This is a genomic window from Bradyrhizobium sp. SZCCHNR2028, from assembly GCF_032380995.1.
In the GTDB taxonomy this organism is placed as follows: Bacteria; Pseudomonadota; Alphaproteobacteria; order Rhizobiales; family Xanthobacteraceae; genus Bradyrhizobium.
The window spans coordinates 1-22,424 of sequence record NZ_JAUHJF010000027.1; the positions used below are offsets into that span (position 1 = coordinate 1).

Here is a 22,424-nt window from a genome sequence, read left to right on the forward strand (position 1 = left end):
CTTGAACGGCCGATTCGTCATGCCCCCAAATCTTACCGTGAACACTGAGTTCTTGCCCAGCCTCGTCGGGCAAATCACCTTTCCGATTTTGCGTGATCTCGGCGCACAAAGGCGACGGACGAAGGCCAAATCGCCCCGCCCGGATAAACTCATTTCGCGAGCTATTTCAACGAGGAACGGAAGGACTCCCCTGGCGCTGAAAATCTCCGCTTTCGTTTTTACAGAACTCATGTATGACTCCCCCATCCCGCCTCACCGAGAGGGGCGTACGCGCGGTCGTCACGATATGCGAGGTGGGGATGCGGTGGCCGTGTCGGGTCGCAGCGTGATCTGATCATGCCGACGAACGACGTCGACGCGGACGTGAAATCGTGTGGGCCTGGCCTCCCGGTGCTGAGGCCAAGCGTGTCGTGCCCTTTGCGGGGCTGGCAGGCGACGGGGACAAGAACGCCGATCCCCGAGGCGAGCACGTATAAGCGTTAAGACCGCCGCGCGGGGAATGCCGGATGTTCGGCTGAACCTGTGGTACCTGCCGCCTGCATTTTTTTCGCAGGCGGGCCATGGGTGAGGCCTTCACCCGGCATTCCCTGCGCCCTCTCGTTTGTTTTGGAGGGCGGACGATCGCACGATCCGGGCGTCATGCGCCGCGGGGATGCGAAGTCATGTCCGATATTGCCTGGGATATGGACCTCACGCCGTCGGCATGGCTGGACGGGCCTCATGGTTCGAGACGGCGCTGCGCGCCTCCTCACCATGAGGGTTCAGCTCCGAGAGCGGCGCGGCACATGGACCGTCAGCAGCGTGGTCATGGAGAGAGCGAGAGTGCTGGATCGATCTACACGGTACGTGTTCTGGGCACGACTTCCGCTCCTCACCCTGAGGAGCCCGCCGCAGGCGGGCGTCTCGAAGGGCGAGGCCCGTACGGTGGCCTCATGGTTGGAGACGGCGCTATCGCGCCTCCTCACCATGAGGGTCTCCAGCATTTGCGGGACGTGAGATCGAGCAGACACCAAACGATGCCGCCCTGCTCTCCCGCGCGTTTTTCAGAATCTCGGCAAATCCGGAAACGCCAGCTTGCCGCCATGGACATGCATGCGCCCAAGCTCGGCGCAGCGATGCAGGGTCGGGAAGACCTTGCCGGGGTTGAGCAAACCCTGGCTGTCGAAGGCGCACTTCACCCGCTGCTGCTGGTTGAGGTCGATCTCGGAAAACATCTCCGGCATCAGGTCGCGCTTCTCGATGCCGACGCCGTGCTCGCCGGTCAGGACACCGCCGAGCTCGACGCAGCAGCGCAGGATGTCGGCGCCGAAGGCTTCCGCGCGCTCCATCTCGCCCGGCTTGTTGGCGTCGTACAGGATCAGCGGATGCAGGTTGCCGTCGCCGGCATGGAACACGTTGGCGCAGCCGAGCTGGTATTTTTCCGAGAGCTCGCGGATGCGCGCCAGGGCCTTCGGCAGCGCGCCGCGCGGGATGGTGCCGTCCATGCAGAGATAGTCCGGCGAGATCCGGCCGACGGCGGGAAACGCCGCCTTGCGGCCGGCCCAGAACAAATTGCGTTCGGCCTCGGAGGTCGAGATGCGGCAGGTGGTCGAGCCGCAGGCGTTTGCAATCGTTTCGACGCGGCCGATCAGCTCGTCGACCTCGACGCCGGGGCCGTCGAGCTCGATGATCAGCAGCGCCTCGACGTCGAGCGGGTAGCCGGCATGAACGAAGGCTTCGGCGGCGTGGATGGCGGGCTTGTCCATCATCTCCATGCCGCCGGGAATGATGCCGGCGCCGATGATGCGGGCGACGCATTCGCCGGCGGCCTCGACCTCGGCGAACCCGACCATCAGCGCGCGCGCCGTCTCCGGCTTCTGCAGGATGCGCACCGTCACCTCGGTGACCACGCCGAGCAGGCCCTCGGAGCCGGTGATCAGCCCCATCAGGTCGTAGCCGGCGTTCTCGGCGCATTTGCCGCCGATGCGCAGGACCTCACCGGTCATCAGCACGATCTCGCAGCCGAGCACGTTGTTGGTGGTCATGCCGTATTTCAGGCAGTGCACGCCGCCGGAATTCTCCGCGACATTGCCGCCGATCGAGCAGGCGATCTGCGAGGACGGATCGGGTGCGTAGTAGAAGCCGGCATGCGCAACCGCCTGGCTGATGGCGAGATTGGTGACGCCGGGTTCGGTGACGACGACGCGGTTGTCGAAGTCGATGTCGCGGATGCGCTTGAACTTGCCGAGCCCGAGCAGCACGCCATCGGCCAGCGGCAGCGCGCCGCCGGACAACGACGTCCCCGAGCCCCGCGGAACCACCTTGATGCCCTGCTCGTGGCAATATTTCAGGACTCGCGAGACCTGCGCAGTGGTCTCCGGCAGCACCACGACCATCGGCGGCTGGCGGTAGGCCATCAACCCATCGGACTCGTAAGGCAGCATCTCGGCGGCGCTGTCGATGACGCCTTCGCCCGGCACGATTGCGCGCAGTGCAGCAACGATCTCGTCGCGGCGCGCCAGCACCGCCCGATCAGCTTCCGGCATCATGATCGCCATCGCGTTCCTCCGGCCCTCGATTTGCCCTGGCATATCAATCACAACGGAAACGGTTTGGATAGGCAGCGGATCAGCATCGGAGTTTGCGGCAGAGCAACAAACTCAGCCATTATGCTGATTTGCCTCAGCGCTTCCCCGCTTGTGCGTCGCCTGAGGCCATGCCACAACCTGCGCGCAAACTCGTCTCGTAACCCACAGAGCCTGATCCATGAAGAAAATGACTTTGAGCGCGCTCGTCATCCTCGCCTCGTCGTCGCTGGCGTCTGCCGCGCTGGCGCAGGATGCGGCCGCCGGCAAGACGTCCTTCAACAAGTGCCTGCCCTGCCACGCGATCGGCGAAGGCGCGAAGAACAAGGTCGGTCCGGAACTCAACGGCCTCGATGGACGCAAGTCGGGCAGCGCGCCGGACTACAACTATTCGGAAGCCAACAAGAACTCGGGCATCACCTGGAACGAGGCGGTCTTCAAGGAATACATCAAGGACCCGAAGGCCAAGATCCCCGGCACCAAGATGACCTTCGCGGGCATCAAGAACGAGACCGAGATCAACAATCTCTGGGCCTATGTCGCGTCGTTCGACAAGGACGGCAAGCAGAAGCAGTAAGCGGCCGGCCGCGGCCCTCCGCTCGAGACCTGGAGGCCCCGGCAGACGCCGGGGCCTTTCCATCATCAGGGTGCCGCTTCGACGGCTGTGAGCGCGCTGACCATCCGATCGACCTCGCCCACCACGAGCTCCGGCACCGCATTCTGGACCATGTGCCCGAGGTCGGGCACGACGATCAGGCGCGCCTGGGGCAAGACCCGCGCGAGCGGCCGGGAATGGATCTCGGTATAGACCGTCCTGTCGGCATCGCCGGCCAGGATCGTGACCGGCACCTTGATCTCGCCATAGCGCGGCGCCTGCTCGATCACCGCCTGCTTCAGGGTGACGAGGTCGCGCGCATTGGCCAGGAACTCGCGCGGCCGCAGCAACAGCGGCGTCGCGGTCCGGTCGACGAAATCGTCCGGCATCTCCTGCGGCGCGAACACGCCGCGGGCACCAGGCGCCATCAGCGCCAGGCCGAGCGGCAGCGTGATCGTATGCGCCAGCAAGGGCCCGACCACCGGCGTCGTGACGGCCGCATTGTACTGCCCGACCCCGCCCCGCCAGGGATAGGCGACCGGCGCCAGCATGACGAGGCCCGCGACCCGGTCAGGGAAGTCGAGCGCCATGCGCAGGCCGAGCGCACCGCTCCAGGAATGGACCACGAGGATCACCGGGCCGATGCCGAGCCGGGCCAGCGCCTCGTCCAGCATGCGGGCCTGAACCGCGGGCGTCGAATCCTCGGCGCGATCGCGCGGGCTCCAGCCGTGGCCGGGACGGTCGACCAGGAGCACCCGATGACGCCGGGCGAGCAGGTCGCCGAGCGGCCTGCGCATCGCCTGGAGGTTCGAGCTGGCGCCGTGGACAAGCAGAAGCGGCGGCCGCTCCCCGTCACGCGGCCCGATATCCACAAGATTGATGGTCGCCCCACCGACCTCGACCGCCTCTCCCTGGGCCGGATAGCGTCTTTCCATCAGCACGACGCCAGCCTGGGTCAGCAGCGCCAGCAGCCCCAGGGCCCCCACTACGAGTATTGAAATCATTGATGATTTTCTGCCTGTCACCTGGACAGATACGGGTCAGATCGCAGCAGGTTGCGGCGCCGGCACCCGCCTCCCGTCATTTCGCCCGCGAATCCTGTCATGATGGCGTCGTCGGCCATTTTATAACCATGGTCAGGACATTTCCTCGCAATCAGCCGATGGCCGTGAATTACTTGCGGTCGGGTCATTGCGCAGTCGAAGCACGATGACCGGCCCTGCGTTTAGTTTGGTGTTTTGGGAGGGGGTTACCGATGAGCTTTCGTTCAAGCGAGGCAGCCATCGACGAGATCGTCGCGAGCTGCAACGGCGACCTTCGCGGCGCGCTGAAGGCGCTGCTGCTGGTCAACGAGCATCTCGAGGCCGAGATCGCACAACTCTATGCCGCGGCCGCCCAGTACGGCCTGCCGGACCGCCGCAGCACCGCGTTCCACTGAGCCGCCGGCCCGCTCGCGGGCGAGCCGATCAGTCCTCCTGCGTCATGTCCTTGTTCGGGCACGCGTTGATCGTGGATCTCGCGAGCTTGGCGTCATCCTTCGATTTGAAGGGGCCGGACGCGAACCAGATGTCGCCCATGATCGTGACGACCGGATTGCTGGTCACGATCTCGCAGCGATTGGTGGCGCGGTTGCCGACCACCCAGAACAGATCCGGATCCTCGGCCCAGGCGGCCGACATCGTCGTCGTCACCAGCGCTGCCGTCAGCACCGCCCGCCGCATCGCGTCTCTCCTGCCGAGATCCATCGTTGAGAGGCAGCTAGGTTCGCGTGGCCGGACCGACAAGGACGGCCGCCCAGACGTGGTTAATCGGCCGTTACGGCTAGATGTCGCGCCCCTCGACCTTCTCGGTGAGGGTTTTCACCAGCTCCGGCACCTTGTCGAGATGCGGATTGACCTCGAGCGCCTTGCGGAACGCGTCCAGCGCCCGCTTCTCCTCGCCCAGATCCTGCATGATCATGCCGAGACCTGCGAGCGCGCCGAAGTGCCGCGGCTCACGCAGCAGGACCTGCTGGATGTCGGCAAGCGAGCGGCCGTAATCGTTCTGGAGGTAATAGATGGTCGCACGACGGTTCCAGGCCTCGACATAATCGGGCCGGAGCTTGATCACCGAATCGAGCAATTTGAGCGCAACTTCGTTCTGCTTCGCGTCCATCGCGGCTTTGGAGCGCGACATCAGCAGGGCGACGGTATCGCTGGGGGTCTGCAGCCAGATCGCCCAAATCCGCGCCTCGACATGCTTGGCGCTGATCTCGTCGGGCGCCGCCTTCAGGGCACCGAACAGGAAATCGAGGCCCTTGGTCTTGTCGGCGCCGATCTTCGGCAGCTTGGCCGGAGCCTCGGGCGGCTTTGGCTTGACGCCGGCCCGCGGCTCCCCCTGCGCAAAGGCAAGATGCGGTACCGAAATGACGACAACGGCGAGAAGAATCGCCCGCAAGGATCGCTTGGCCATGCCCCAAGTCTAAACGCAGTCGGCACGTCCTGCAAAGCAGCACGCGCCTCAAAGACCTGTGAGGAGGCCCCTCTTCTCGAGGGGAGATCTACGGGATCAGCCCTGGCGCGCCTTGAAGCGGCGCTGGACCTTGTTGATCACATAGACGCGGCCCTTGCGGCGGACCAGACGGTTGGCGCGATGGCGGCCACGCAGCGACTTCAGCGAGTTACGGACCTTCATGGGACATCCTGATACGTTGAAAGGCCGTGTTGGACAGGCCGGAAGTGGCAAATACAAAGGGAGTTCCGCAAGCGACCAAGTCGCCCGGATTGGCCGGTTTCTAACCACCAGCCCGCCGGATGTCAATCATGGCGGGCCCCGGCTTCAACAGAACCGGCCGGCGACGCGCCCCTCGATCCAACTTGGCGATTGCCAAATTTGTTATATCATATAATCAATTTTCCAAAGCCAAGAACCAACCGCCGGGAACGCCCATGCCCAAGCTCGCTCTGCCCAAGATCGACGATGTCGTCGCCATCGACATCCATACCCATGCCGAGGAGCCCTGCGGCATGCATGCGGATGACGGCTACGACGATTTCCAGGCCCAGATGGCCGACTACTTCAAGTCGCCGCACAAGCATCCGCCGACGGTGCCGGAGACCGCCGCCTATTATCGCTCCAAGAACATCGCCGCGGTGATCTTCCCGGTCGACGCCGAGCGCGAGACCGGCTTTCGGCGCTACAACAATTACGAGATGCTCGAGGTCGCTTCCGACCATCTCGACGTCCTCATCCCCTTCGTCAGCATCGATCCGCACAAGGGCAAGCTCGGCGTGCGCGAGGCGCGCAAGCTGATCGAGGAGTATGGCGTCCGCGGCTTCAAGTTCCACCCGACGATGCAGGGCTTCTACGCCAATGACCGGCTGGCCTATCCGCTGTATGAGGCGATCAACGACGGCGGCGCGATCGCACTGTTTCACACCGGCCAGACCGGCGTCGGCTCGGGCATGCCGGGCGGCATGGGGATGCGGCTGAAATATTCCAACCCGATGTACATGGACGACGTCGCGGCCGACTTCCCCGACCTCAAGATCATCCTCGCCCATCCCTCCTTCCCCTGGCAGGAGGAGGCGCTGTCGGTGGCGACCCACAAGCCGAACGTCTATATCGACCTGTCGGGCTGGTCGCCAAAGTACTTCCCGCCGATCCTGGTGCGCTACATCAACTCGATCCTGCAGGACAAGATGCTGTTCGGCTCGGACTGGCCGGTGATCACCCCCGACCGCTGGCTCGCCGATTTCGCCAAACTCGAGATTCGCGACGAGATCCGGCCGAAGGTGTTGAAGGCCAACGCCCGCAAGCTGCTCGGGATCTGAGACCGTCCGGCGGCTCGTTTCGTCAGCCATCATGCTATCATCCGCAGGCGCGGTGGCCATCAGCCGTAGCGCCTGTATGCTTTCGATCAGGTGAGCGCCGTGCCCTTCAAAGCCGTGGTCTTCGATGCCTATGGCACGCTGTACGACATCCAGTCGGTAGCGGCCGTGACCGAGCAGGCCTTTCCCGGCCATGGCGACATCATCACGCAGATCTGGCGCATCAAGCAGCTCGAATACACCTGGCTGCGCTCGCTGATGCAGCGCTACGTGGATTTCGCCGTCGTGACCCGCGACGCGCTGAGCTACACGCTGCGCATTCTGGGCCTGCAGGCCGATGCCGCGACGCGAGACCGAATCATCGCCAAATATCTCGATCTCGATCCCTACCCCGATGCGAGGGCTGCGCTCGCCGCGATGAAGGATCATCGGCTCGCGATCCTCTCCAACGGCAGCCCTGCGATGCTCGACAGCCTGGTCAAGGCCAGCGGCTTCGATGCTCCGCTCGATGCGGTCATCAGCGTGGATGCCCGGAAGATCTTCAAGCCGAGTCCCCAGGCGTACGCGCTGATCGAGGAGACGCTCGGGTTTACACCCGACGAGGTGCTGTTCGTATCCTCCAACCCCTGGGACGTCTGCGGCGCCAAGGCGTTCGGATTGAACGTCGCCTGGATCGAGCGCGTCACCCCGGACGCCATGGCGGCTGCCTGCAACAAGACCGACCTCGTCGCGCCGCTCACCCTGTTCAAGGCGCTGCGCAGCCAGATGGACGAGTTGGGTTTTGCGCCGGACTATCGTATTGCTGCGCTATCCGAACTGCCCGAGATCGTCGCCAAACATGAGCCTTGATTCCGTCCGCGCCTTCTTCACCGAAAAAGCCCCCGACATCGACGTCCTCGTCTCCAGCCAGAGTTCCGCCACCGTAGCGCTCGCGGCGGAAGCCTATGGTGTCGAGCCGGCCCGCATCGCCAAGACGCTGTCGCTGCGCGTCGGCGAGCGCGTCATCCTGATCGTCGCCGCGGGCCACGCAAGGATGGACAACAAGAAGGTCAAGGCGCAGTTCGGCGGCAAGCCGAAGATGCTCGGCCTCGACGAGGTCGCCGACATCACCGGTCACGAGGTCGGCGGCGTCTGTCCGTTCGGGCTGAAATCGCCGCTGCCGGTCTATTGCGACGTCTCGCTGAAAGCCTTCGACATCGTCGTGCCGGCGGCAGGCTCGACCCATAGCGCCGTCAAGATCACGCCGGACCGCATGGCCGAGCTGACATCGGCCGAATGGGTCGACGTTTGCGAGGTCGCGACTTAGTCGTCGCACCGAAATGATACCAGGCGCGGCAGCTTCATCGCGTCGTGCGCTCATTTGGCGACTGACGAAAGCTCACTGTCTTGCGAGCGAGCGGTGCCCGACTTCAAAAATAGCGCCCCCATGAGCGCCATGAACCATGCAACGAACGGATGCCAGAGCGGCACCGCCAGCAGTCCGAACCATCCGAAAGCGATTTCCGGCACTCGAGCGTTGCGCTCATAGCTCCGGGACGCGGGCATGAGTCCACCATTTGCGTCGTTGAAGGTGCAGGGTCCACGCCGGGCGGTCTCGACGCCGTCTTGTGTGTAGACGATCAACGCACGTGCACGCACGGAGCAGATCAGCACATCTCCCGCGTCACTGACACCGATATCGAAGGCGCCGCCTTGCGAACCGACGTAAAAACCTCGCTCGAAGCCCTGGGGACCATAGCGCTGCACTCTCCCCAACGGCTCGCTCGCAACAAACACGCGTCCATTTGGAGCTGCAACCCGGGCCGAGCCAAGCGCGTTTGGAAGCTCGATCGCATTCAGCCAATCGTCCGGAAACACCCCCAATCCGAGCGGTAGCAAAAACCCAATGATTCCGAGAGCGACGGCGCACCTTGCAACGGCGCTCGGCAGCTGCTTCCACATGGAAACCACTCCCCCGAACGTCACTTGCGCTTCCCTTTCGCCAGCTCCTTGACCAGGAACTCCGCCAGCACCTCGACCCGGGCGGGGCGCGGGCCGCCGGGCGGCATCACCAGATGCATCGCCCCTTCGGGCTGGCTCCAGCCCTTCAGGATCACCTCGACCTCGCCCGAGGCGATCGCGTCGCCAACGATGAAGTCCGGCAGGTCGGCGATGCCGAGGCCGGCGATGACCGCCGGCAGCACCGCCTCGCCATTGTTGACGCGCAGCTGTCCAGCTGGCCGCACGCTGGCCTGCTCGCCGGCCGCGTTGGTGTAGTGCCAGACGCCGGCGGTGGAGAGATAGGCGTAGCCGAAGCATTTGTGCTCGGCAAGATGCATCGGATGCGTCGGCCGTCCGTGCCGCTTCAGATAGGACGGCGCCGCCACCGTGTAGCGCGGCATCGCGCAGAGGCGGCGCGCCACCAGTGATGAGTCCGGCAGCCGCGCGATGCGCAGCGCGAGATCGAACCCCTCGCCGATGAGATCGACGGTCGCATCGCTCATGTGCAGGTCGATCGAGACCTCAGGATACTGCTCAAGGAAAGCCGGCAGCAGCGGCGCGATCTTCTTGACGCCGAAGGTCATCGGCACGGCGAAGCGCACCAGGCCGCGGGGCGTCAGCGACTGCGCCAGCGCCTCGGTCTCCGCCGCCTCGCCATCGGCGAGCAGCTGCGCCGCGCGCTCGGACAGGCGCTGTCCGGCGTCCGTCAGTGCCAGACGGCGCGAGGTGCGGTTGAACAGCCGCGTTCCCAGACGCTCCTCGAGCCGACTCACCGCCTTCGACACTGACGCCTTGGAGAGGCTCAGCTCCTGCGCCGCGCCGGCGAAGGAGCGCAGCTCGACGACCTTGGCGAAGATCGCCATCGCCTCGAAATCCGGAAGTCGCGCCATTGGCGGCAATCTCACTTTTGGAAACAATGGGTTTCAATAGTTTCTATTTCTATACTCGGATCGTCAGCCTATTCCAGTGCCCAACGGCACGGCGGCTCGCGGCCGACGTGCAACAACGGAGCAAACCCATGATCGAATTGAAGCCCTTTGCGGCGCTGGGCGGCGCCGACCACGGCTGGCTGAAGGCCAAGCACCATTTCTCGTTCGCGAACTATTACGACCCCAGCAACATGGGCCACGGCGCCCTGCGGGTCTGGAACGACGACGAGATCGCGCCGAACACCGGCTTCCCTGCACATCCGCACCGGAACATGGAGATCATCACCTATGTCCGCGAAGGCGCGATCACGCATCAGGACAGCCTCGGCAACAAGGGCCGCACTGAGGCCGGCGACGTCCAGGTGATGAGCGCGGGCAGCGGCATCCGCCACTCCGAGTACAATCTGGAGCCGACCACGACGCGGATCTTCCAGATCTGGATCGAGCCTGCCACCGATGGCGGCCAGCCGACCTGGGGCGCCAAGCCGTTCCCGAAGTCCGACCGCTCCGGCAAGCTGGTCACACTGGCGAGCGGCTTCGCAGATGACGGCGACGCGTTGCCGATCCGCGCCAAGGCGCGCGTACTCGGCACCACGCTGAAGGCAGGCGAGACCGCCGAGTACAGCGCCGACAAGGCCCGGCACATCTATCTGGTGCCCGCGGCCGGCAGCGTCGAAGTGAACGGCGTCCGAGTCAACGCCCGCGACGGCGCCGCCATCCGCGACGAGGCCACGCTGAAGATCACCGCGCTCGAAGATTCCGAGCTGGTGCTCGTCGACGCCGCCTAACCGTCTCACGCGATCCCGGCCGGGCATCCGGCCGGGACGCTCTTCCCGATCATCCTCGCCCCACGGAGACTGCCATGACCAAGGTTCTCGTTCTCTACTACTCCGCCTACGGCCACATCGAAGCGATGGCCAACGCGGTGGCCGAAGGCGCCCGCGAGGCCGGCGCCACCGTGGACGTCAAGCGCGTGCCCGAGCTGGTGCCGGCCGACGTTGCCAAGGCCTCCTACTACAAGCTCGACCAGACTGCCCCGATCGCCAAGGTCGAGGAGCTCGCCGATTACGACGCGATCATCGTCGGCACCGGCACCCGCTTCGGCCGCATGGCCTCGCAGATGGCCAACTTCCTCGATCAGGCCGGCGGCCTGTGGGCCAAGGGCGCGCTCCACGGCAAGGTCGGTGGCGCCTTCACCTCGACCGCGACCCAGCACGGCGGCCAGGAAACCACCCTGTTCTCGATCATCACCAACCTGCTGCACTTCGGCATGACCATCGTCGGCCTCAACTACGGCTTCGCCGGCCAGATGAAGCTCGACGAGGTCACCGGCGGCTCGCCCTATGGCGCCACCACCATCACCGGCGGTGACGGCAGCCGGCAGCCGAGCGCGAACGAGCTGGCGGGGGCGCGCTATCAGGGCCGCGTCATCGCCGAGACCGCAAAGAAGCTGCATGGCTGATGCGACTGGGGCGGCACTTCCGCAAACGAAGTGCCGCCCCATTTCACAAGAGTTGGAAAGTAGGAGAGGAGTCCGCAATGCCCGCCATGCTCGAACTGGTGACGCTGGCCCGGTTGGCCCGCCATCCCCTGCAGATGATGGCGCGCCGCTGGTACTGCAAGAGCCTCTACCGCGCCAGCCGCGGCCAGCGCCGCTGCCCGGAATGCACGGCCGCTACAGCGGCTTGATCTGCACCTTCCTGAACTTCACGACGCCCGAGCCGTATTGCAGGGCGATCGGTCCCGCCGCGTGCTTGCTGTCGTCGACATCGGCGGTCTTCTCGCCGTTGAGGATCACGGTCAGCCGCGTGCCCTTGGCGGTGATCTCGTAGGTATTCCACTTGCCGCCGGCCTTCGGCATCGGATCGACCTTGGACACGTCGACGATCGCGCCGGTGCCGTATTTCGGATCGGGCCGCTTGTCGAAGATGTTGACCTCGTAGCAGATGTTGGAGTCGATCTTCGCCGACTGGTCGCAGCGGATGAAGATGCCGCTGTTGGCGGCGTCATCGACCCAGAACTCGGCCTTGATCTGGAAGTCCTTGTAGCTCGCCTTGGTCACCAGATACGATGGATCCTTGCCGTCGAGCTTGTCGGCCGACAGCGCGCCGTCCTTCATCTCCCAATTGGCCTTGCCGACCTCGGTGAAGTCGGCCTTGGTCGTGGAGTCGACCAGAGTCACCCAGCCGTCATCGGCCAATGCCGCTCCCGTCATGCCTGCGCCCGCAATCAATAGTCCGGCCGCGAGCCCACTCAAGCGATACCGCATCGAAACTCCTCCCTGATTTCTGTTTCGTTCGTCGCCACGATAGCAAAGCGCCGGACAATTCAAACGGGTTTCGATGCTGCACCTGCTCTATCGTCTCCTCCAACTACACCGCCGTGGCGCGCGCAAAATCGACATAGATCTCGCGCAGCCGCGCCGCCACCGGTCCCGGCTCGCCGTCGCCGACGGGCTTGCCGTCGATCGTGACCACCGGCTGCACGAACGAGCTCGCGCTGGTGATGAAGGCTTCCTTCGCCGCGAGCGCCTCTTCCACCGTGAATGGCCGCTCCTCGACCTTGAGCTGGCGCTCCTCGGCGAGCTTCACCACGGCCTTGCGGGTGCAGCCCGGCAGGATCGCGTTCGAGTTCGGCCGCGTCACGATGACGTCGTCCTTGGTCAGGATGAAGGCCGAGGACGAGCCGCCCTCGGTGACATGACCGTCCTCGACCATCCACGCCTCGCCGGCCCCGGCCGCGGCGGCCGCCTGCTTCGCGAGCACCTGCGCGAGCAGCGCCACGCTCTTGATGTCGCGGCGCGCCCAGCGGATGTCGGGCACGGTGATGACGCCAATTCCCGTCTTCGCCGAGGGCGCATTGATGATGTCCTTGGCGGTGACGAACATCACCAAGGTCGGCTTGACGTCGCCCTTGGGAAACGGGAAGTCGCGGCCCTTGTCGGCGCCGCGCGTCACCTGCAGATAGACCATGCCCTGGTCGAGCCGGTTGCGTGCGACCAGCTCCTTCTGCAGCTCCTCGATCCGCGCCAGGCTCTCCGGCAACGCCAGCCCGATCTCGCCGACCGAACGCTCCAGGCGAGCAAGATGCGGGGCACTGTCGACCAGCTTGCCATCGAGCACCGCCGCCACTTCGTAGATGCCGTCGGCAAACAGGAAGCCGCGATCGAGGACCGAGACCTTGGCCTCGGACAGGGGCACGAAGGCGCCGTTGACGTAAGCGATCGGGTCCAAGGACGTGTCTCCATTCTCATCTGCGCACGCAAAGCCATCTGCGTACACCAATTGTTACTCTCGCCGTCATTCCGGGGCGATGCGCAACATCGAACCCGGAATCTCGAGATTCCGGGTTCGCGCGTTGCGCGCCCCCGGAACGACGGTAAGTGCTAATGCGACAGGATCTTCGACAAGAACTGCTGCGCCCGCTCGCTGCGCGGCTGGCCGAAGAAATCCTCTTTCTTGGCGTCCTCGACGATCTCGCCGCGGTCCATGAAGATGACGCGGTGGGCGACCTTCCTGGCGAAGCCCATCTCGTGGGTCACGACCATCATGGTCATGCCCTCGCGGGCGAGATCGACCATGACGTCGAGCACCTCGCTGATCATCTCCGGATCGAGCGCCGAGGTCGGCTCGTCGAACAGCATCGCGATCGGATCCATGGCGAGCGCACGTGCGATCGCCACGCGCTGCTGCTGGCCGCCGGAGAGCTGCGCCGGAAATTTCTGCGCCTGCTCCTTCAGCCCGACGCGATCCAAGAGCTTCATGCCCTTCGCGGTCGCTTCCTCATGGCCACGACCCAGCACCTTCTGCTGGGCGAGGCAGAGATTGTCGATGATCTTCAAATGCGGAAACAGCTCGAAGTGCTGGAACACCATACCGACCCGCGAGCGCAGCTTCGGCAGGTTGGTCTTGGAATCATTGACCTTGAGGCCGTCGATCGTGATCACGCCGTCCTGGAACGGCTCCAGCGCGTTGACACATTTGATCAGGGTCGACTTGCCGGAGCCGGAGGGGCCGCAGACCACCACCACCTCGCCCTTGGCGACCGAGGTCGTGCAGTCCTTCAGCACCTGGAAGCTCGGGCTGTACCATTTGTTGACGTGGCTGATTTCGATCATGGGAGCCGACTATCTGATGATGGAGATGCGCGACTGCAGGCGGCGGACGCCGTAGGACGCGACACAGGAGATGGTGAAGTAGACCAGGGCCGCGAACAGATACATCTCGACCAGACGGCCGTCGCGCTGGGCGACCTTCGAGGCTGCGCCGAGGAAGTCCGGAATCGAGAGCACGTAGACCAGCGACGTGTCCTGGAACAGCACGATGGTCTGCGTCAGCAGCACCGGCAGCATGTTGCGGAACGCCTGCGGCAACACGACGTAGCGCATGGTCTGCGCATAGGTCAGGCCGAGCGCCGAGGCCGCGGCCGGCTGGCCGCGCGAGATCGACTGGATGCCGGCGCGCATGATCTCGGAGAAATAGGCCGCCTCGAACAGGATGAAGGTGATCAGGGAGGACGCGAACGCGCCGACCTTGATCGGCCGCGACGAGCCGGTGATCCACTGCCCGATATAGGGCACCAGGAAGTAGAACCAGAAGATCACCAGAACCAGCGGCAGCGAGCGCATGAAGTCGACATAGAGCCCGGCGATAAAGCCCATCACCCGATAGCCGGACAGCCGCATCAGCGCGATCAGGGTGCCGAACACAAGACCGCCCGTCGCCGACAGCGCCGTCAAGGTCAGCGTGAAGGTCATGCCGTCGATGAAAAGATAGCTCAGCGAGCGGCGGATGACGTCGAAATCGAAATTGGCCAGCATCTCATTTGCCCGTGATGTAGCCAGGGACCGCCACTGCGCGCTCCAGGAGCCGCATGCCGATCACGACGATGACGTTGATGACGAGATACATCAAGGTGGCGGCGCTGAAGGCCTCGAACACCTGGAACGAGAATTCCTGCATGGCGCGCGCAGCGCCCGTCAGCTCGATCAGACCGATCGTGATTGCGACGGCGCTGTTCTTGACCGTGTTGAGAAATTCGGACGTCAGCGGCGGCAGGATGATGCGGAAAGCCATCGGCAGCAGCACGTAACGGTAGGCCTGCAAGGTGGTGAGGCCGAGCGCGGTCGCCGCCAGCTTCTGGCCGCGCGGTAGCGAGCCGATGCCGGCCGCGAGCTGCACCGCGACGCGCGCCGACATGAACAGCCCGATGCCGACCGCGGCCGTATAGAACGGCGCATTCGGCATCTGTTTCAGCCACAGGCCGGCGGTTTGCGGCAGCAGCTCCGGCAGCACGAAGAACCACAGGAACAGCTGCACCAGCAGCGGCATGTTGCGGAAGAACTCGACATAGGCGAAGCCGATCCAGGTCGCCAATTTCGAGGGCAGACTGCGCAGGATGCCGACGATCGTGCCGCAGATCAGTGCGATCACCCAGGCCGACAGCGAGGTCACGATGGTGACCTTCAGCCCCGACAGCAGCATGTCGAAATAGGTGCCGGCCCCGGTCGGGTTCGGCTCCAGGAAGATGTGCCAGTTCCAGGTGTAGTTCACGGGGACATCCTGAGAGGGAATTAGCTCGCAAGTCGCATTACACAGTCTTTGCCAAAAACTCGCTGCGCTCCCTCCCCCCTTGCGGGGGAGGTCGGGGTGGGGGGTCCACACGGGCAGTCTTTCCTGAGACCCCCACCCCCGACCCCTCCCCGCAAGGGGGAGGGGGGCGCATCGAATTCGGCGCGAGAGCTGCGACCTCACCTTACGGCTTGTACGAATCCGGATCCGGCGAGTCCGACGGCTTGGCGAACTCGGCCTTCAGTTCGGCCGACATCGGGGTGTTCAGGTTCAGGCCCTTCGGCGGGACCTTCTGCATGAACCACTTGTCATACAGCTTGGCGCCCTCGCCGCTGGTGTAGATCTTGGCGGTCGCGGCATCGACGACCTTCTTGAACTGCGGGTCGTCCTTGCGCAGCATGATGCCGTAGGGCTCAGGCTTCGAGAACGCGTCCTTGGAAACGACGTAGGCGGCCGGATCCTTGGAGCCGGCGACGAGGCTCGCAAGAAGAATGTCGTCCATCACGAAGGCGACGGCGCGATCGGTCTCCACCATCAGGAAGGCCTCGGCATGATCCTTGGCCGGGATGATGTTGATGCCGAGATTGCGCGCGGCATTGGCCTCGGTCAGCTGCTTGATGTTGGTGGTGCCGGCGGTCGACACGACCGATTTACCCTTCAGATCGTCGATCGCGTTGATCTTGCTCGCCTTCTTCGAGACGTAGCGGCTCGCCGTCAGGAAGTGGGTGTTGGTGAAGGAGATCTGCTTCTGGCGCTCGGCATTGTTGGTGGTCGAGCCGCATTCGAGATCGATGGTGCCGTTGGCGAGCAGCGGGATGCGGGTCGACGACGTCACCGGGTTGAGCTTCACGTCGAGCTTGTCGAGCTTGAGCTCCTTCTTCACGGCATCGACGATGCCCATGCAGATGTCGATGGCAAAGCCGATCGGCTTCTGATTGTCGTCGAGATAGGAGAACGGGATCGAGGAGTCGCGGACGCCGAGCGTAATGGTGCCGGTCTCCTTGATGTTCTTCAGGGTCCCCGTCAGGTCCTCGGCCTGCACCTGGCCGGCGCAGAGCGCGGCGGCGACGGCAAGACCGAATAGGCGAAGCTGCTTCATAACTGATCTCCTCAATCCGGCTGATCGCCGGATGCTTGCATAAACCACAGCGAACTCAAAATGGCCCCCGCCCCCGGACGATCTCCGGCCGGACGAGCGCGGGCACCATAGACCACCCCGCGGCGGGACGTCCTCGGACGATTGCGACAAATTGCCTGTCCCGCGTCCCCTTCGACAAGACGTTCGGGCTGAAACGGCCGCGCCGAACGCCGGGATGGTAAACTACGCGGGGCTCGCGAGCCCCGCGACCAGACGAAAGTCTCACTCGGGCGGTGTCCGCACGCGACAATGCGACCGCACGACACACGGACCTCATGGTTCGAGACGCGCCGCGCGCAGCAAGCCCGCCTTCCATCTTCCTGATCGGCGCGGCGCTCCTCACCATGAGGGTCACCGCGGAGTTCGCCAAGGCACCAGTCCTCGCCCTGAGGAGCCCGCCGAAGGCGGCCGTCTCGAAGGGCGGCCGCAGGCGCTGAACACGACCGGGGCGTCGCTCACCCCGCCTCAGGCAGCGAGAGGTGAGCACCGATAACGCCAAGAGATCTGTGCGCATGCCCCCTTCTCGCCTCACAACGGCTTCTGCAGCTCGCCGAGATCCCAGAACAGCCCGGCCATCAGGCCGAGCGCCTCCTCCGTGACATCCAGCAGAATGTGCTCATCCGGCGCGTGCTGCGAGCAGCCCGGATAGGAATGCGGCACCCACATGGTCGGCATCTTCAGCACGTCGGCAAACACGTCATTGGGCAGCGAGCCGCCGAAGTTCGGCAGCACGGCGGGCGCTTTGCCGGTGCTCATCTTGATGGACTCGGCGGCCCATTTGATCCAGGGGCTGTCGATGTCGGCGCGCGAGGCCATGAAGCTCTGCGCCATGCTGACCTCGATCATCGGGAAGCCATGCGCGGCGAGATGGTTCTTCACGTCGGCCACGATGCTGTCGACCTTGGTGCCGACGACGAAACGCAGCTGCAGCACGGCGCGGGCGCGGCCGGGGATCGCATTCGCCGGCTTGTCGATATTGCCGGAGGAGATCGCGAGCACCTCGAGCGTATTCCAGGCATAGAGCCGCTCCGCCGGCGTCAGCCCCTCCTCGCCCCAATTGTCCGACAGCGCCGGCTCGTCGGCGGTCGGCTCCACCTTCACGTCGGCGAGGATGGCGCGGATCGCATTGGTGAGACGCGGCGGCTTCAGCGACTCCAGCTTGATGCGGCCATGGCCGTCGACCAGCGTGGCGATCGCGTTCGCCAGAATGGTCGCCGGATTGGCGAGCACGCCGCCCCAATTGCCGGAGTGATTGCCGCCCTCGCGCAGGTTGACGTCGAGATGCAACCGGATGCCGCCGCGGCAGCCGAGAAAGATGGTGGGGCGCGCGGTCGACAGCCGCGGGCCGTCCGAGCCGATGAAGACGTCGGCCTTCAAGGCGTCGCGATGCAGATCGGCCACCTTGGCGAGATCGGGCGAGCCGATCTCCTCGCCCATCTCGATGATGAACTTGGCATTGAAGCCGAGCTTGCCGCCACGCGCCTCGCGCACCGCGCGCAGCGCCGCCATGTTGACGCTGTGCTGGCCCTTGTTGTCGGCGGTGCCGCGGCCATAGAGACGATTGCCCGCCGGCGTCACCGCCCAGGGATCGCGGCCGTCGCGCCATTCACCAGCCATGCCGTCGACGGTGTCGCCGTGGCCATAGCTGAGCACCGTCGGGGCGCTGTCGCTCTCGTGGTAGGCCGCGATCAGGAACGGCGACTTGCCGCTCGGCGAGGGCACGATCTCGGAGGAAAAGCCGAGGGCGGCAAAGGACGGCGTCAGCTCTTTGGTCAGATACGCCGCGAGCTCGTCCTTGCGCTCGGGATTGAGGCTCTCGGTGCGATAGGCGACCCGGCGGCCGAGCTCGGCCAAGAAGTCACCGCTCGTCAGCGTCTGACGGGCACGGGCAATTGCATCAATCCTGGTCATGGCGCTTTTCCAGTCACAACGAAGGCGGCGTCATATCGGGATCGCGCGGCGAGCGGAAGGGGCTGGGTTTGAATTCAATGCTGATATCAAGCAAGTCTCGGATTTCGGAACCGCGTAGCCTGCCATCAAACTCGGTGGTTGGATCGCGCTGCGGCTTGCTCGGTACTCCTCGCCCCGCCCGTGTAGCGCCAGCACCTTCCTCGTTCCGGACGAAAGTGGTCAACTGACAATCCAGAGGCGCAGTCTCTCAATTCACCGCGTGGCTGACCATCACCTCGATCAGCTTGGCGCCGGGCCTGCGGAACGCGTCCGACAAGCTCGGCTTCAGCTCGCGCGGATCACTGATGCGCATCGCCTCGCAGCCGAGCGACTGTGCCAGCCCTGCAAAATCCACCGGCGGGTCGGCAAAATCCATGCCGATGTAGTTGTCGTCGCCGTGGAACGACAGCAGCCGCTGCTTGATGATGCGGTAGCCGCCATTGTTGACGATGACGACCGACAGCGGCAGCTTGTGATGCGCTGCGGTCCACAGCGCCTGGATCGAATACATCGCGCTGCCGTCGCCGGAATAACACACGACCGGACGATCGGGATTGGCGAGACTGACGCCGACCGAGGCCGGCAGGCCCCAGCCGATGCCGCCGGAGGCGAGGCCGTGATAATTGTAGCGGTCGCGATAGGGCCACAGCGCCGTCATGTAGCGCGCCGAGGTCAGGCCCTCGTCGACCAGGATGCCGTGCTCCGGCATCGCCTCGGCGACCTGCAGCGCCAGATAGTCCGGGTCGATCGGCGTCCGCTCGCGGGCCGCCTCGATCTGCGCCGCCAGCGTCCGGCGCCGTGCGCTCCAGTTCTTCGAGGACAATTCGGCCACGCGCTCCTGAGCACGCGCCTGCAGGGCCGCGCCGCCGAGCTCGTGTAAGAGCGGCGTGAGCTGAAGCAGCGTCTCGCGAACGTCGGCCTTGAGCGCGATCTCGGCACCGAAATTCTTTCCCAGCTCCCAATCGACGAGACCGATCTGCACGATCGGCAAGCCCTCGGGCAGCGGCTCGATCTCGCTATGCACGGACATCCGCAAGGGATCGGCGCCGAGCACGATGAGAAGATCGTGTGGCGCGAGCAGGTCGCGGACCTGCTTCTGCGCGCGCGACAATGAGCCGATGTAGCAGGGATGCTCGGACAGGAAATGCGCGCCATAGGGCGCGGACTGCTGATGCACGGGAGCGCCGATCGCCGACGCGAACTCGGCCGCCTGCCGCAGCGCATCGCTCTTGACGATCTCGTCGCCGGTGATGATCACCGGCCGCTGCGCCCTGAGAATGCGCTGCGCCAGCGCCTGCAACGCACCAGAGGCCGGCAGCACGCGCGCATCGATCCGGGTGGAACGGCCGAGCTCGATGCCGGCTTCGGCATTGAGGATATCGCCGGGCAGCGAGATGAAGACGGGACCGGTCGGCGGCGTGGTCGCCACCTTGGCGGCGCGCCTGATGATGCGCGGCAGGTCCTCCAGCCTCGTCACCTCGACGGCCCATTTCACCAGCGGCTCGGCCATCCGCACCAGCGGGCCGTAGAGCAGCGGCTCCATCAGGCCGTGGCCCTGCTCCTGCTGGCCCGCGGTGAGGATCATCGGCGTGCCGGTGAACTGCGCATTGTAGAGCGCGCCCATGGCGTTGCCGAGACCCGGCGCGACGTGGACGTTGCAGGCGACGAGGCGTCCCGAGGCGCGACTGAAGCCGTCGGCGATCGCCACCACCAGGCTCTCCTGCATCGCCATGACGTAGGTGAGATCGGGATGATCCTTCAGCGCATGCATGATCGGCAATTCGGTGGTACCGGGATTGCCGAACAGATGCGTGATGCCCTCGTCCTTGAGCAGCGCCAGGAAGGCCGAGCGTCCGGTGGTGCGGTTCTTCATGGTGGCGTTTTCCTCTGGGTCGTGGCCTTGTTCGTTCTCGGCAAGCTCTCACTCCGTCATTGCGAGCGAAGCAAAGCAATCCAGCGTCTGTCATAGAGGCAGTCTGGATTGCTTCGGAGCTGACGCTCCTCGCAATGACGGCGGAGGGGCCGTTGGTCCGGCTTCTCATCGATGGCTCCGGCTAAGATCATGTCACGACCTTGCCAATCAGTACGGCTCCTTGAGTGCGCTCATTGTGACGATGCCAAGCTGCCCGCGGATCAGAACATCCCTTCGCGCGAGCCGCGCTTCTTGCGCTGCGCGCGCTGCCAGACCACGCCGGGAAAACCCTTCAGCGGCACCAGGGGCGCGCCGGTGTAGGCCCAATCCGGCGCCTCCTCGATGGCAACGTGATAGAGCGGCTCGCGACCGGTTCGTGCTGCAAATAGCGCGCGCGGGATGTTCACCATGTGCGGCGAGCGGGCGCGCTCGTAGAACACAGGCGAGCCGCAGCTGCTGCAGAAGCTGCGCGTGGCTTTCGCGGCGTCGTCCTCGTAGCGGGTGATCGCATCCGCACCCGAGGTGATGCGAAGGCGCTTGCGCCAGCTTCCGACATAGGTGGCGTAGGCCGCGCCATGGGCGCGGCGGCTGGGCGATGAATGATCATGCCAGGCCCAGCGCGCCGGGACGTCGATCTCGAAGGCGACGCGGCCGCACAGGCATTGGCCAGAGGCGATGCCGGCGGGAGCGGATCTGGGCATGACAAGCATCCATCCACGGCGTCATTCCGGGGCAAGGCCACCGGCCTTGAATCCGGAATGACAATGAAAACGCGACTGCTCGGCTCTCGTGACGCAGTCGAGCTAAGCGGGCGCCATCTCGTCATAGGCCGGATAGTCGGTATAGCCCCTGGCGTCGCCGCCATAAAAGGTGGGACGGTGATACGGCGTCAGCGGCCAGCCGTGCCGCAGCCGGCGCGGCAGGTCCGGGTTGGAGATGAAGGTGCGGCCGAAGGCGATGGCGTCGGCGTGGCCGGCCTGGATCGCGGCGTCCGCCGGCTCGCCGGTGAAGCCGCCGGCGCCGATCAGCACGCCCTTCCACACCGGCCGGAACAGAGCGATGGCCGACGGCACGTTCTGCCAGTTGACGTCGGCGCGGCCGGCGCCGGAGGAGCGCGGCTCGATCAGATGCAGATAGGCGATGCCGAGCTTGTTGAGCGCCTCGATCGCGTAGGTATAGAGCGGCATCGGCTCGGCCTCGCCGGAGCCGTTGGCGATGCCATAGGGCGACAGCCGCACGCCGACCTTGTCGGCGCCGCAGGCGTCGATCACCGCCTGCGTGACCTCGAGCAGGAAGCGGCAGCGGTTCGCGATTCCGCCGCCATAGCGGTCGGTGCGCTGGTTGCTGCGGGTCTGCAGGAACTGCTCGATCAGATAGCCGTTCGCGCCATGCACCTCGACACCGTCGAAGCCCGCCGCGATCGCGTTGCTCGCCGCTTGGCCATAGGCCGCGACGAGCGCGGGGATCTCGTCGGTCTCCAGCGCCCGCGGCCTCTCGTAGGTCGCCGGCCTGCCGTCCGCCGTCATTGCCTTGAGATCGTCGCCGATCGCGATCGCCGACGGCGCCACCGGCAGCGCGCCGCCCGGCTGGAACGAGGAGTGCGAGACGCGGCCGACGTGCCAGAGTTGCAGAAAGATGAATCCGCCCTTGGCATGCACCGCGTCGACGACCTGCTTCCAGCCCGCGATCTGCGCCGCGCTGTAGATGCCCGGCACGTTCGGGCTGCCGGTGCCGGTCGGCGCGACCGGCGAGGCCTCGGCGATGATCAGCCCGCCCGGCGTCGCGCGCTGCGCATAATATTCGACGTTGAGCGGCCGCGGCGCGAGGGTCTCCTTTGCGGCGCGCATGCGGGTCAACGGCGCCATCACGACGCGATGCTTGAGGTGATAAGGACCGATCGTGAGCGGTGAAAACAGCGCAGGCAGCATTTCGTCCCCAGATGTCGTTGCGATTGTCGATTGGGATCATCTTGTTCGC

General features: G+C 65.1%; 26 protein-coding genes. 8 read left to right on the plus strand and 18 right to left on the minus strand.

The genetic code is table 11. The features are described from left to right. On the minus strand, positions 1 to 231 hold a 231-nt coding region (locus QX121_RS28330), incomplete at its 3' end, for a hypothetical protein (protein ID WP_315813611.1). An 812-nt stretch (positions 232 to 1,043) separates the two neighbouring features. Then, positions 1,044 to 2,537: an FAD-linked oxidase C-terminal domain-containing protein gene (locus QX121_RS28335; RefSeq protein ID WP_315813612.1), complete on the minus strand. Its 1,494-nt coding sequence runs from the start codon at positions 2,535 to 2,537 to the stop codon at positions 1,044 to 1,046. 208 nt (positions 2,538 to 2,745) lie between these two features. Here QX121_RS28335 and cycA point away from each other — a divergent pair, with 208 nt between their 5' ends. Beyond that, entirely contained in the window at positions 2,746 to 3,141 is a 396-nt protein-coding gene (cycA, locus tag QX121_RS28340; RefSeq protein ID WP_315736540.1) for a cytochrome c-550 CycA, read from the plus strand. A 65-nt stretch (positions 3,142 to 3,206) separates the two neighbouring features. On the opposite strand, the gene QX121_RS28345 is transcribed toward cycA, so the two are convergent. Beyond that, positions 3,207 to 4,163, minus strand: coding sequence for an alpha/beta hydrolase (locus QX121_RS28345; RefSeq protein ID WP_315813613.1), 957 nt, complete (start codon positions 4,161 to 4,163; stop codon positions 3,207 to 3,209). A gap of 251 nt (positions 4,164 to 4,414) precedes the next feature. Between QX121_RS28345 and QX121_RS28350 the strand changes: the two genes are divergently transcribed. Beyond that, positions 4,415 to 4,597, plus strand: a complete 183-nt coding sequence (locus QX121_RS28350; protein WP_231319498.1) for a hypothetical protein — start codon at positions 4,415 to 4,417, stop codon at positions 4,595 to 4,597. 28 nt (positions 4,598 to 4,625) lie between these two features. On the opposite strand, the gene QX121_RS28355 is transcribed toward QX121_RS28350, so the two are convergent. The 3 genes from QX121_RS28355 to ykgO all read right to left on the minus strand — a co-directional run bounded on the left by QX121_RS28355 (position 4,626) and on the right by ykgO (position 5,832). Further along, complete coding sequence (locus QX121_RS28355) at positions 4,626 to 4,880, minus strand: hypothetical protein (protein WP_315813614.1); 255 nt, start codon at positions 4,878 to 4,880, stop codon at positions 4,626 to 4,628. A gap of 100 nt (positions 4,881 to 4,980) precedes the next feature. Beyond that, a complete protein-coding gene (locus QX121_RS28360; RefSeq protein ID WP_315736537.1) occupies positions 4,981 to 5,610 on the minus strand; it encodes a tetratricopeptide repeat protein in 630 nt (209 codons plus the stop codon). A 96-nt stretch (positions 5,611 to 5,706) separates the two neighbouring features. After that, positions 5,707 to 5,832, minus strand: a complete 126-nt coding sequence (gene ykgO / locus QX121_RS28365; protein ID WP_006611362.1) for a type B 50S ribosomal protein L36 — start codon at positions 5,830 to 5,832, stop codon at positions 5,707 to 5,709. 254 nt (positions 5,833 to 6,086) lie between these two features. On the opposite strand from ykgO, the gene QX121_RS28370 reads away from it, so the two are divergent. The 3 genes from QX121_RS28370 (at position 6,087) to QX121_RS28380 (ending at position 8,274) form a co-directional block, all read left to right on the plus strand. After that, positions 6,087 to 6,971: an amidohydrolase family protein gene (locus tag QX121_RS28370; RefSeq protein ID WP_315754629.1), complete on the plus strand. Its 885-nt coding sequence runs from the start codon at positions 6,087 to 6,089 to the stop codon at positions 6,969 to 6,971. Positions 6,972 to 7,070: 99 nt separating this feature from the next. Continuing rightward, a complete protein-coding gene (locus QX121_RS28375; protein WP_315813615.1) occupies positions 7,071 to 7,817 on the plus strand; it encodes a haloacid dehalogenase type II in 747 nt (248 codons plus the stop codon). Next, positions 7,807 to 8,274, plus strand: coding sequence for a YbaK/EbsC family protein (locus QX121_RS28380; protein ID WP_315736534.1), 468 nt, complete (start codon positions 7,807 to 7,809; stop codon positions 8,272 to 8,274). The genes QX121_RS28375 and QX121_RS28380 overlap by 11 nt, the downstream gene beginning before the upstream one ends. A 50-nt stretch (positions 8,275 to 8,324) precedes the next feature. Here QX121_RS28380 and QX121_RS28385 read toward each other — a convergent pair whose 3' ends face one another. Both QX121_RS28385 and QX121_RS28390 read right to left on the minus strand, forming a co-directional pair. Beyond that, the gene (locus tag QX121_RS28385; protein WP_315813616.1) at positions 8,325 to 8,909 is read right to left on the minus strand and encodes a hypothetical protein; all 585 of its coding nucleotides are present in this window, start codon (positions 8,907 to 8,909) and stop codon (positions 8,325 to 8,327) included. A 20-nt stretch (positions 8,910 to 8,929) separates the two neighbouring features. Beyond that, the gene (locus QX121_RS28390) at positions 8,930 to 9,838 is read right to left on the minus strand and encodes a LysR family transcriptional regulator (RefSeq protein WP_315813617.1); all 909 of its coding nucleotides are present in this window, start codon (positions 9,836 to 9,838) and stop codon (positions 8,930 to 8,932) included. A gap of 128 nt (positions 9,839 to 9,966) precedes the next feature. Here QX121_RS28390 and QX121_RS28395 point away from each other — a divergent pair, with 128 nt between their 5' ends. The 3 genes from QX121_RS28395 (at position 9,967) to QX121_RS28405 (ending at position 11,566) form a co-directional block, all read left to right on the plus strand. Continuing rightward, positions 9,967 to 10,665, plus strand: coding sequence for a pirin family protein (locus QX121_RS28395; RefSeq protein WP_315754620.1), 699 nt, complete (start codon positions 9,967 to 9,969; stop codon positions 10,663 to 10,665). Positions 10,666 to 10,739: 74 nt separating this feature from the next. After that, positions 10,740 to 11,339: an NAD(P)H:quinone oxidoreductase gene (wrbA, locus tag QX121_RS28400; protein WP_315779088.1), complete on the plus strand. Its 600-nt coding sequence runs from the start codon at positions 10,740 to 10,742 to the stop codon at positions 11,337 to 11,339. Between the two features lie 77 nt (positions 11,340 to 11,416). Next, positions 11,417 to 11,566 (plus strand): hypothetical protein, encoded by a 150-nt coding sequence (locus QX121_RS28405; RefSeq protein ID WP_315736529.1) that lies wholly within the window; start codon positions 11,417 to 11,419, stop codon positions 11,564 to 11,566. Here QX121_RS28405 and QX121_RS28410 read toward each other — a convergent pair. From QX121_RS28410 to QX121_RS28455, 10 genes are all read right to left on the minus strand, one after another. Beyond that, a complete protein-coding gene (locus QX121_RS28410) occupies positions 11,553 to 12,146 on the minus strand; it encodes a DUF1080 domain-containing protein (RefSeq protein ID WP_315796018.1) in 594 nt (197 codons plus the stop codon). The genes QX121_RS28405 and QX121_RS28410 overlap by 14 nt on opposite strands. A 103-nt stretch (positions 12,147 to 12,249) precedes the next feature. Beyond that, the gene (locus QX121_RS28415) at positions 12,250 to 13,110 is read right to left on the minus strand and encodes a D-amino-acid transaminase (protein ID WP_315779090.1); all 861 of its coding nucleotides are present in this window, start codon (positions 13,108 to 13,110) and stop codon (positions 12,250 to 12,252) included. 152 nt (positions 13,111 to 13,262) lie between these two features. Continuing rightward, positions 13,263 to 13,994, minus strand: a complete 732-nt coding sequence (locus QX121_RS28420) for an amino acid ABC transporter ATP-binding protein (RefSeq protein ID WP_315736526.1) — start codon at positions 13,992 to 13,994, stop codon at positions 13,263 to 13,265. A gap of 9 nt (positions 13,995 to 14,003) precedes the next feature. Further along, positions 14,004 to 14,696 (minus strand): amino acid ABC transporter permease, encoded by a 693-nt coding sequence (locus QX121_RS28425; protein ID WP_315736525.1) that lies wholly within the window; start codon positions 14,694 to 14,696, stop codon positions 14,004 to 14,006. A 1-nt stretch (position 14,697) separates the two neighbouring features. Next, on the minus strand, positions 14,698 to 15,429 hold the full coding sequence (locus tag QX121_RS28430; RefSeq protein WP_315813618.1) for an amino acid ABC transporter permease: 732 nt from the start codon (positions 15,427 to 15,429) through the stop codon (positions 14,698 to 14,700). Positions 15,430 to 15,631: 202 nt separating this feature from the next. Beyond that, on the minus strand, positions 15,632 to 16,546 hold the full coding sequence (locus tag QX121_RS28435) for an amino acid ABC transporter substrate-binding protein (protein ID WP_315777932.1): 915 nt from the start codon (positions 16,544 to 16,546) through the stop codon (positions 15,632 to 15,634). A 567-nt stretch (positions 16,547 to 17,113) separates the two neighbouring features. Further along, on the minus strand, positions 17,114 to 18,496 hold the full coding sequence (locus QX121_RS28440) for a M20 family metallopeptidase (protein WP_315813619.1): 1,383 nt from the start codon (positions 18,494 to 18,496) through the stop codon (positions 17,114 to 17,116). Between the two features lie 247 nt (positions 18,497 to 18,743). Next, positions 18,744 to 20,408 (minus strand): thiamine pyrophosphate-binding protein, encoded by a 1,665-nt coding sequence (locus tag QX121_RS28445; protein ID WP_315813620.1) that lies wholly within the window; start codon positions 20,406 to 20,408, stop codon positions 18,744 to 18,746. A 260-nt stretch (positions 20,409 to 20,668) separates the two neighbouring features. Then, the gene (locus QX121_RS28450; RefSeq protein ID WP_315736520.1) at positions 20,669 to 21,148 is read right to left on the minus strand and encodes a GFA family protein; all 480 of its coding nucleotides are present in this window, start codon (positions 21,146 to 21,148) and stop codon (positions 20,669 to 20,671) included. A gap of 102 nt (positions 21,149 to 21,250) precedes the next feature. Further along, positions 21,251 to 22,375, minus strand: a complete 1,125-nt coding sequence (locus tag QX121_RS28455; protein WP_315813621.1) for an alkene reductase — start codon at positions 22,373 to 22,375, stop codon at positions 21,251 to 21,253. Positions 22,376 to 22,424 lie beyond the last annotated feature (49 nt).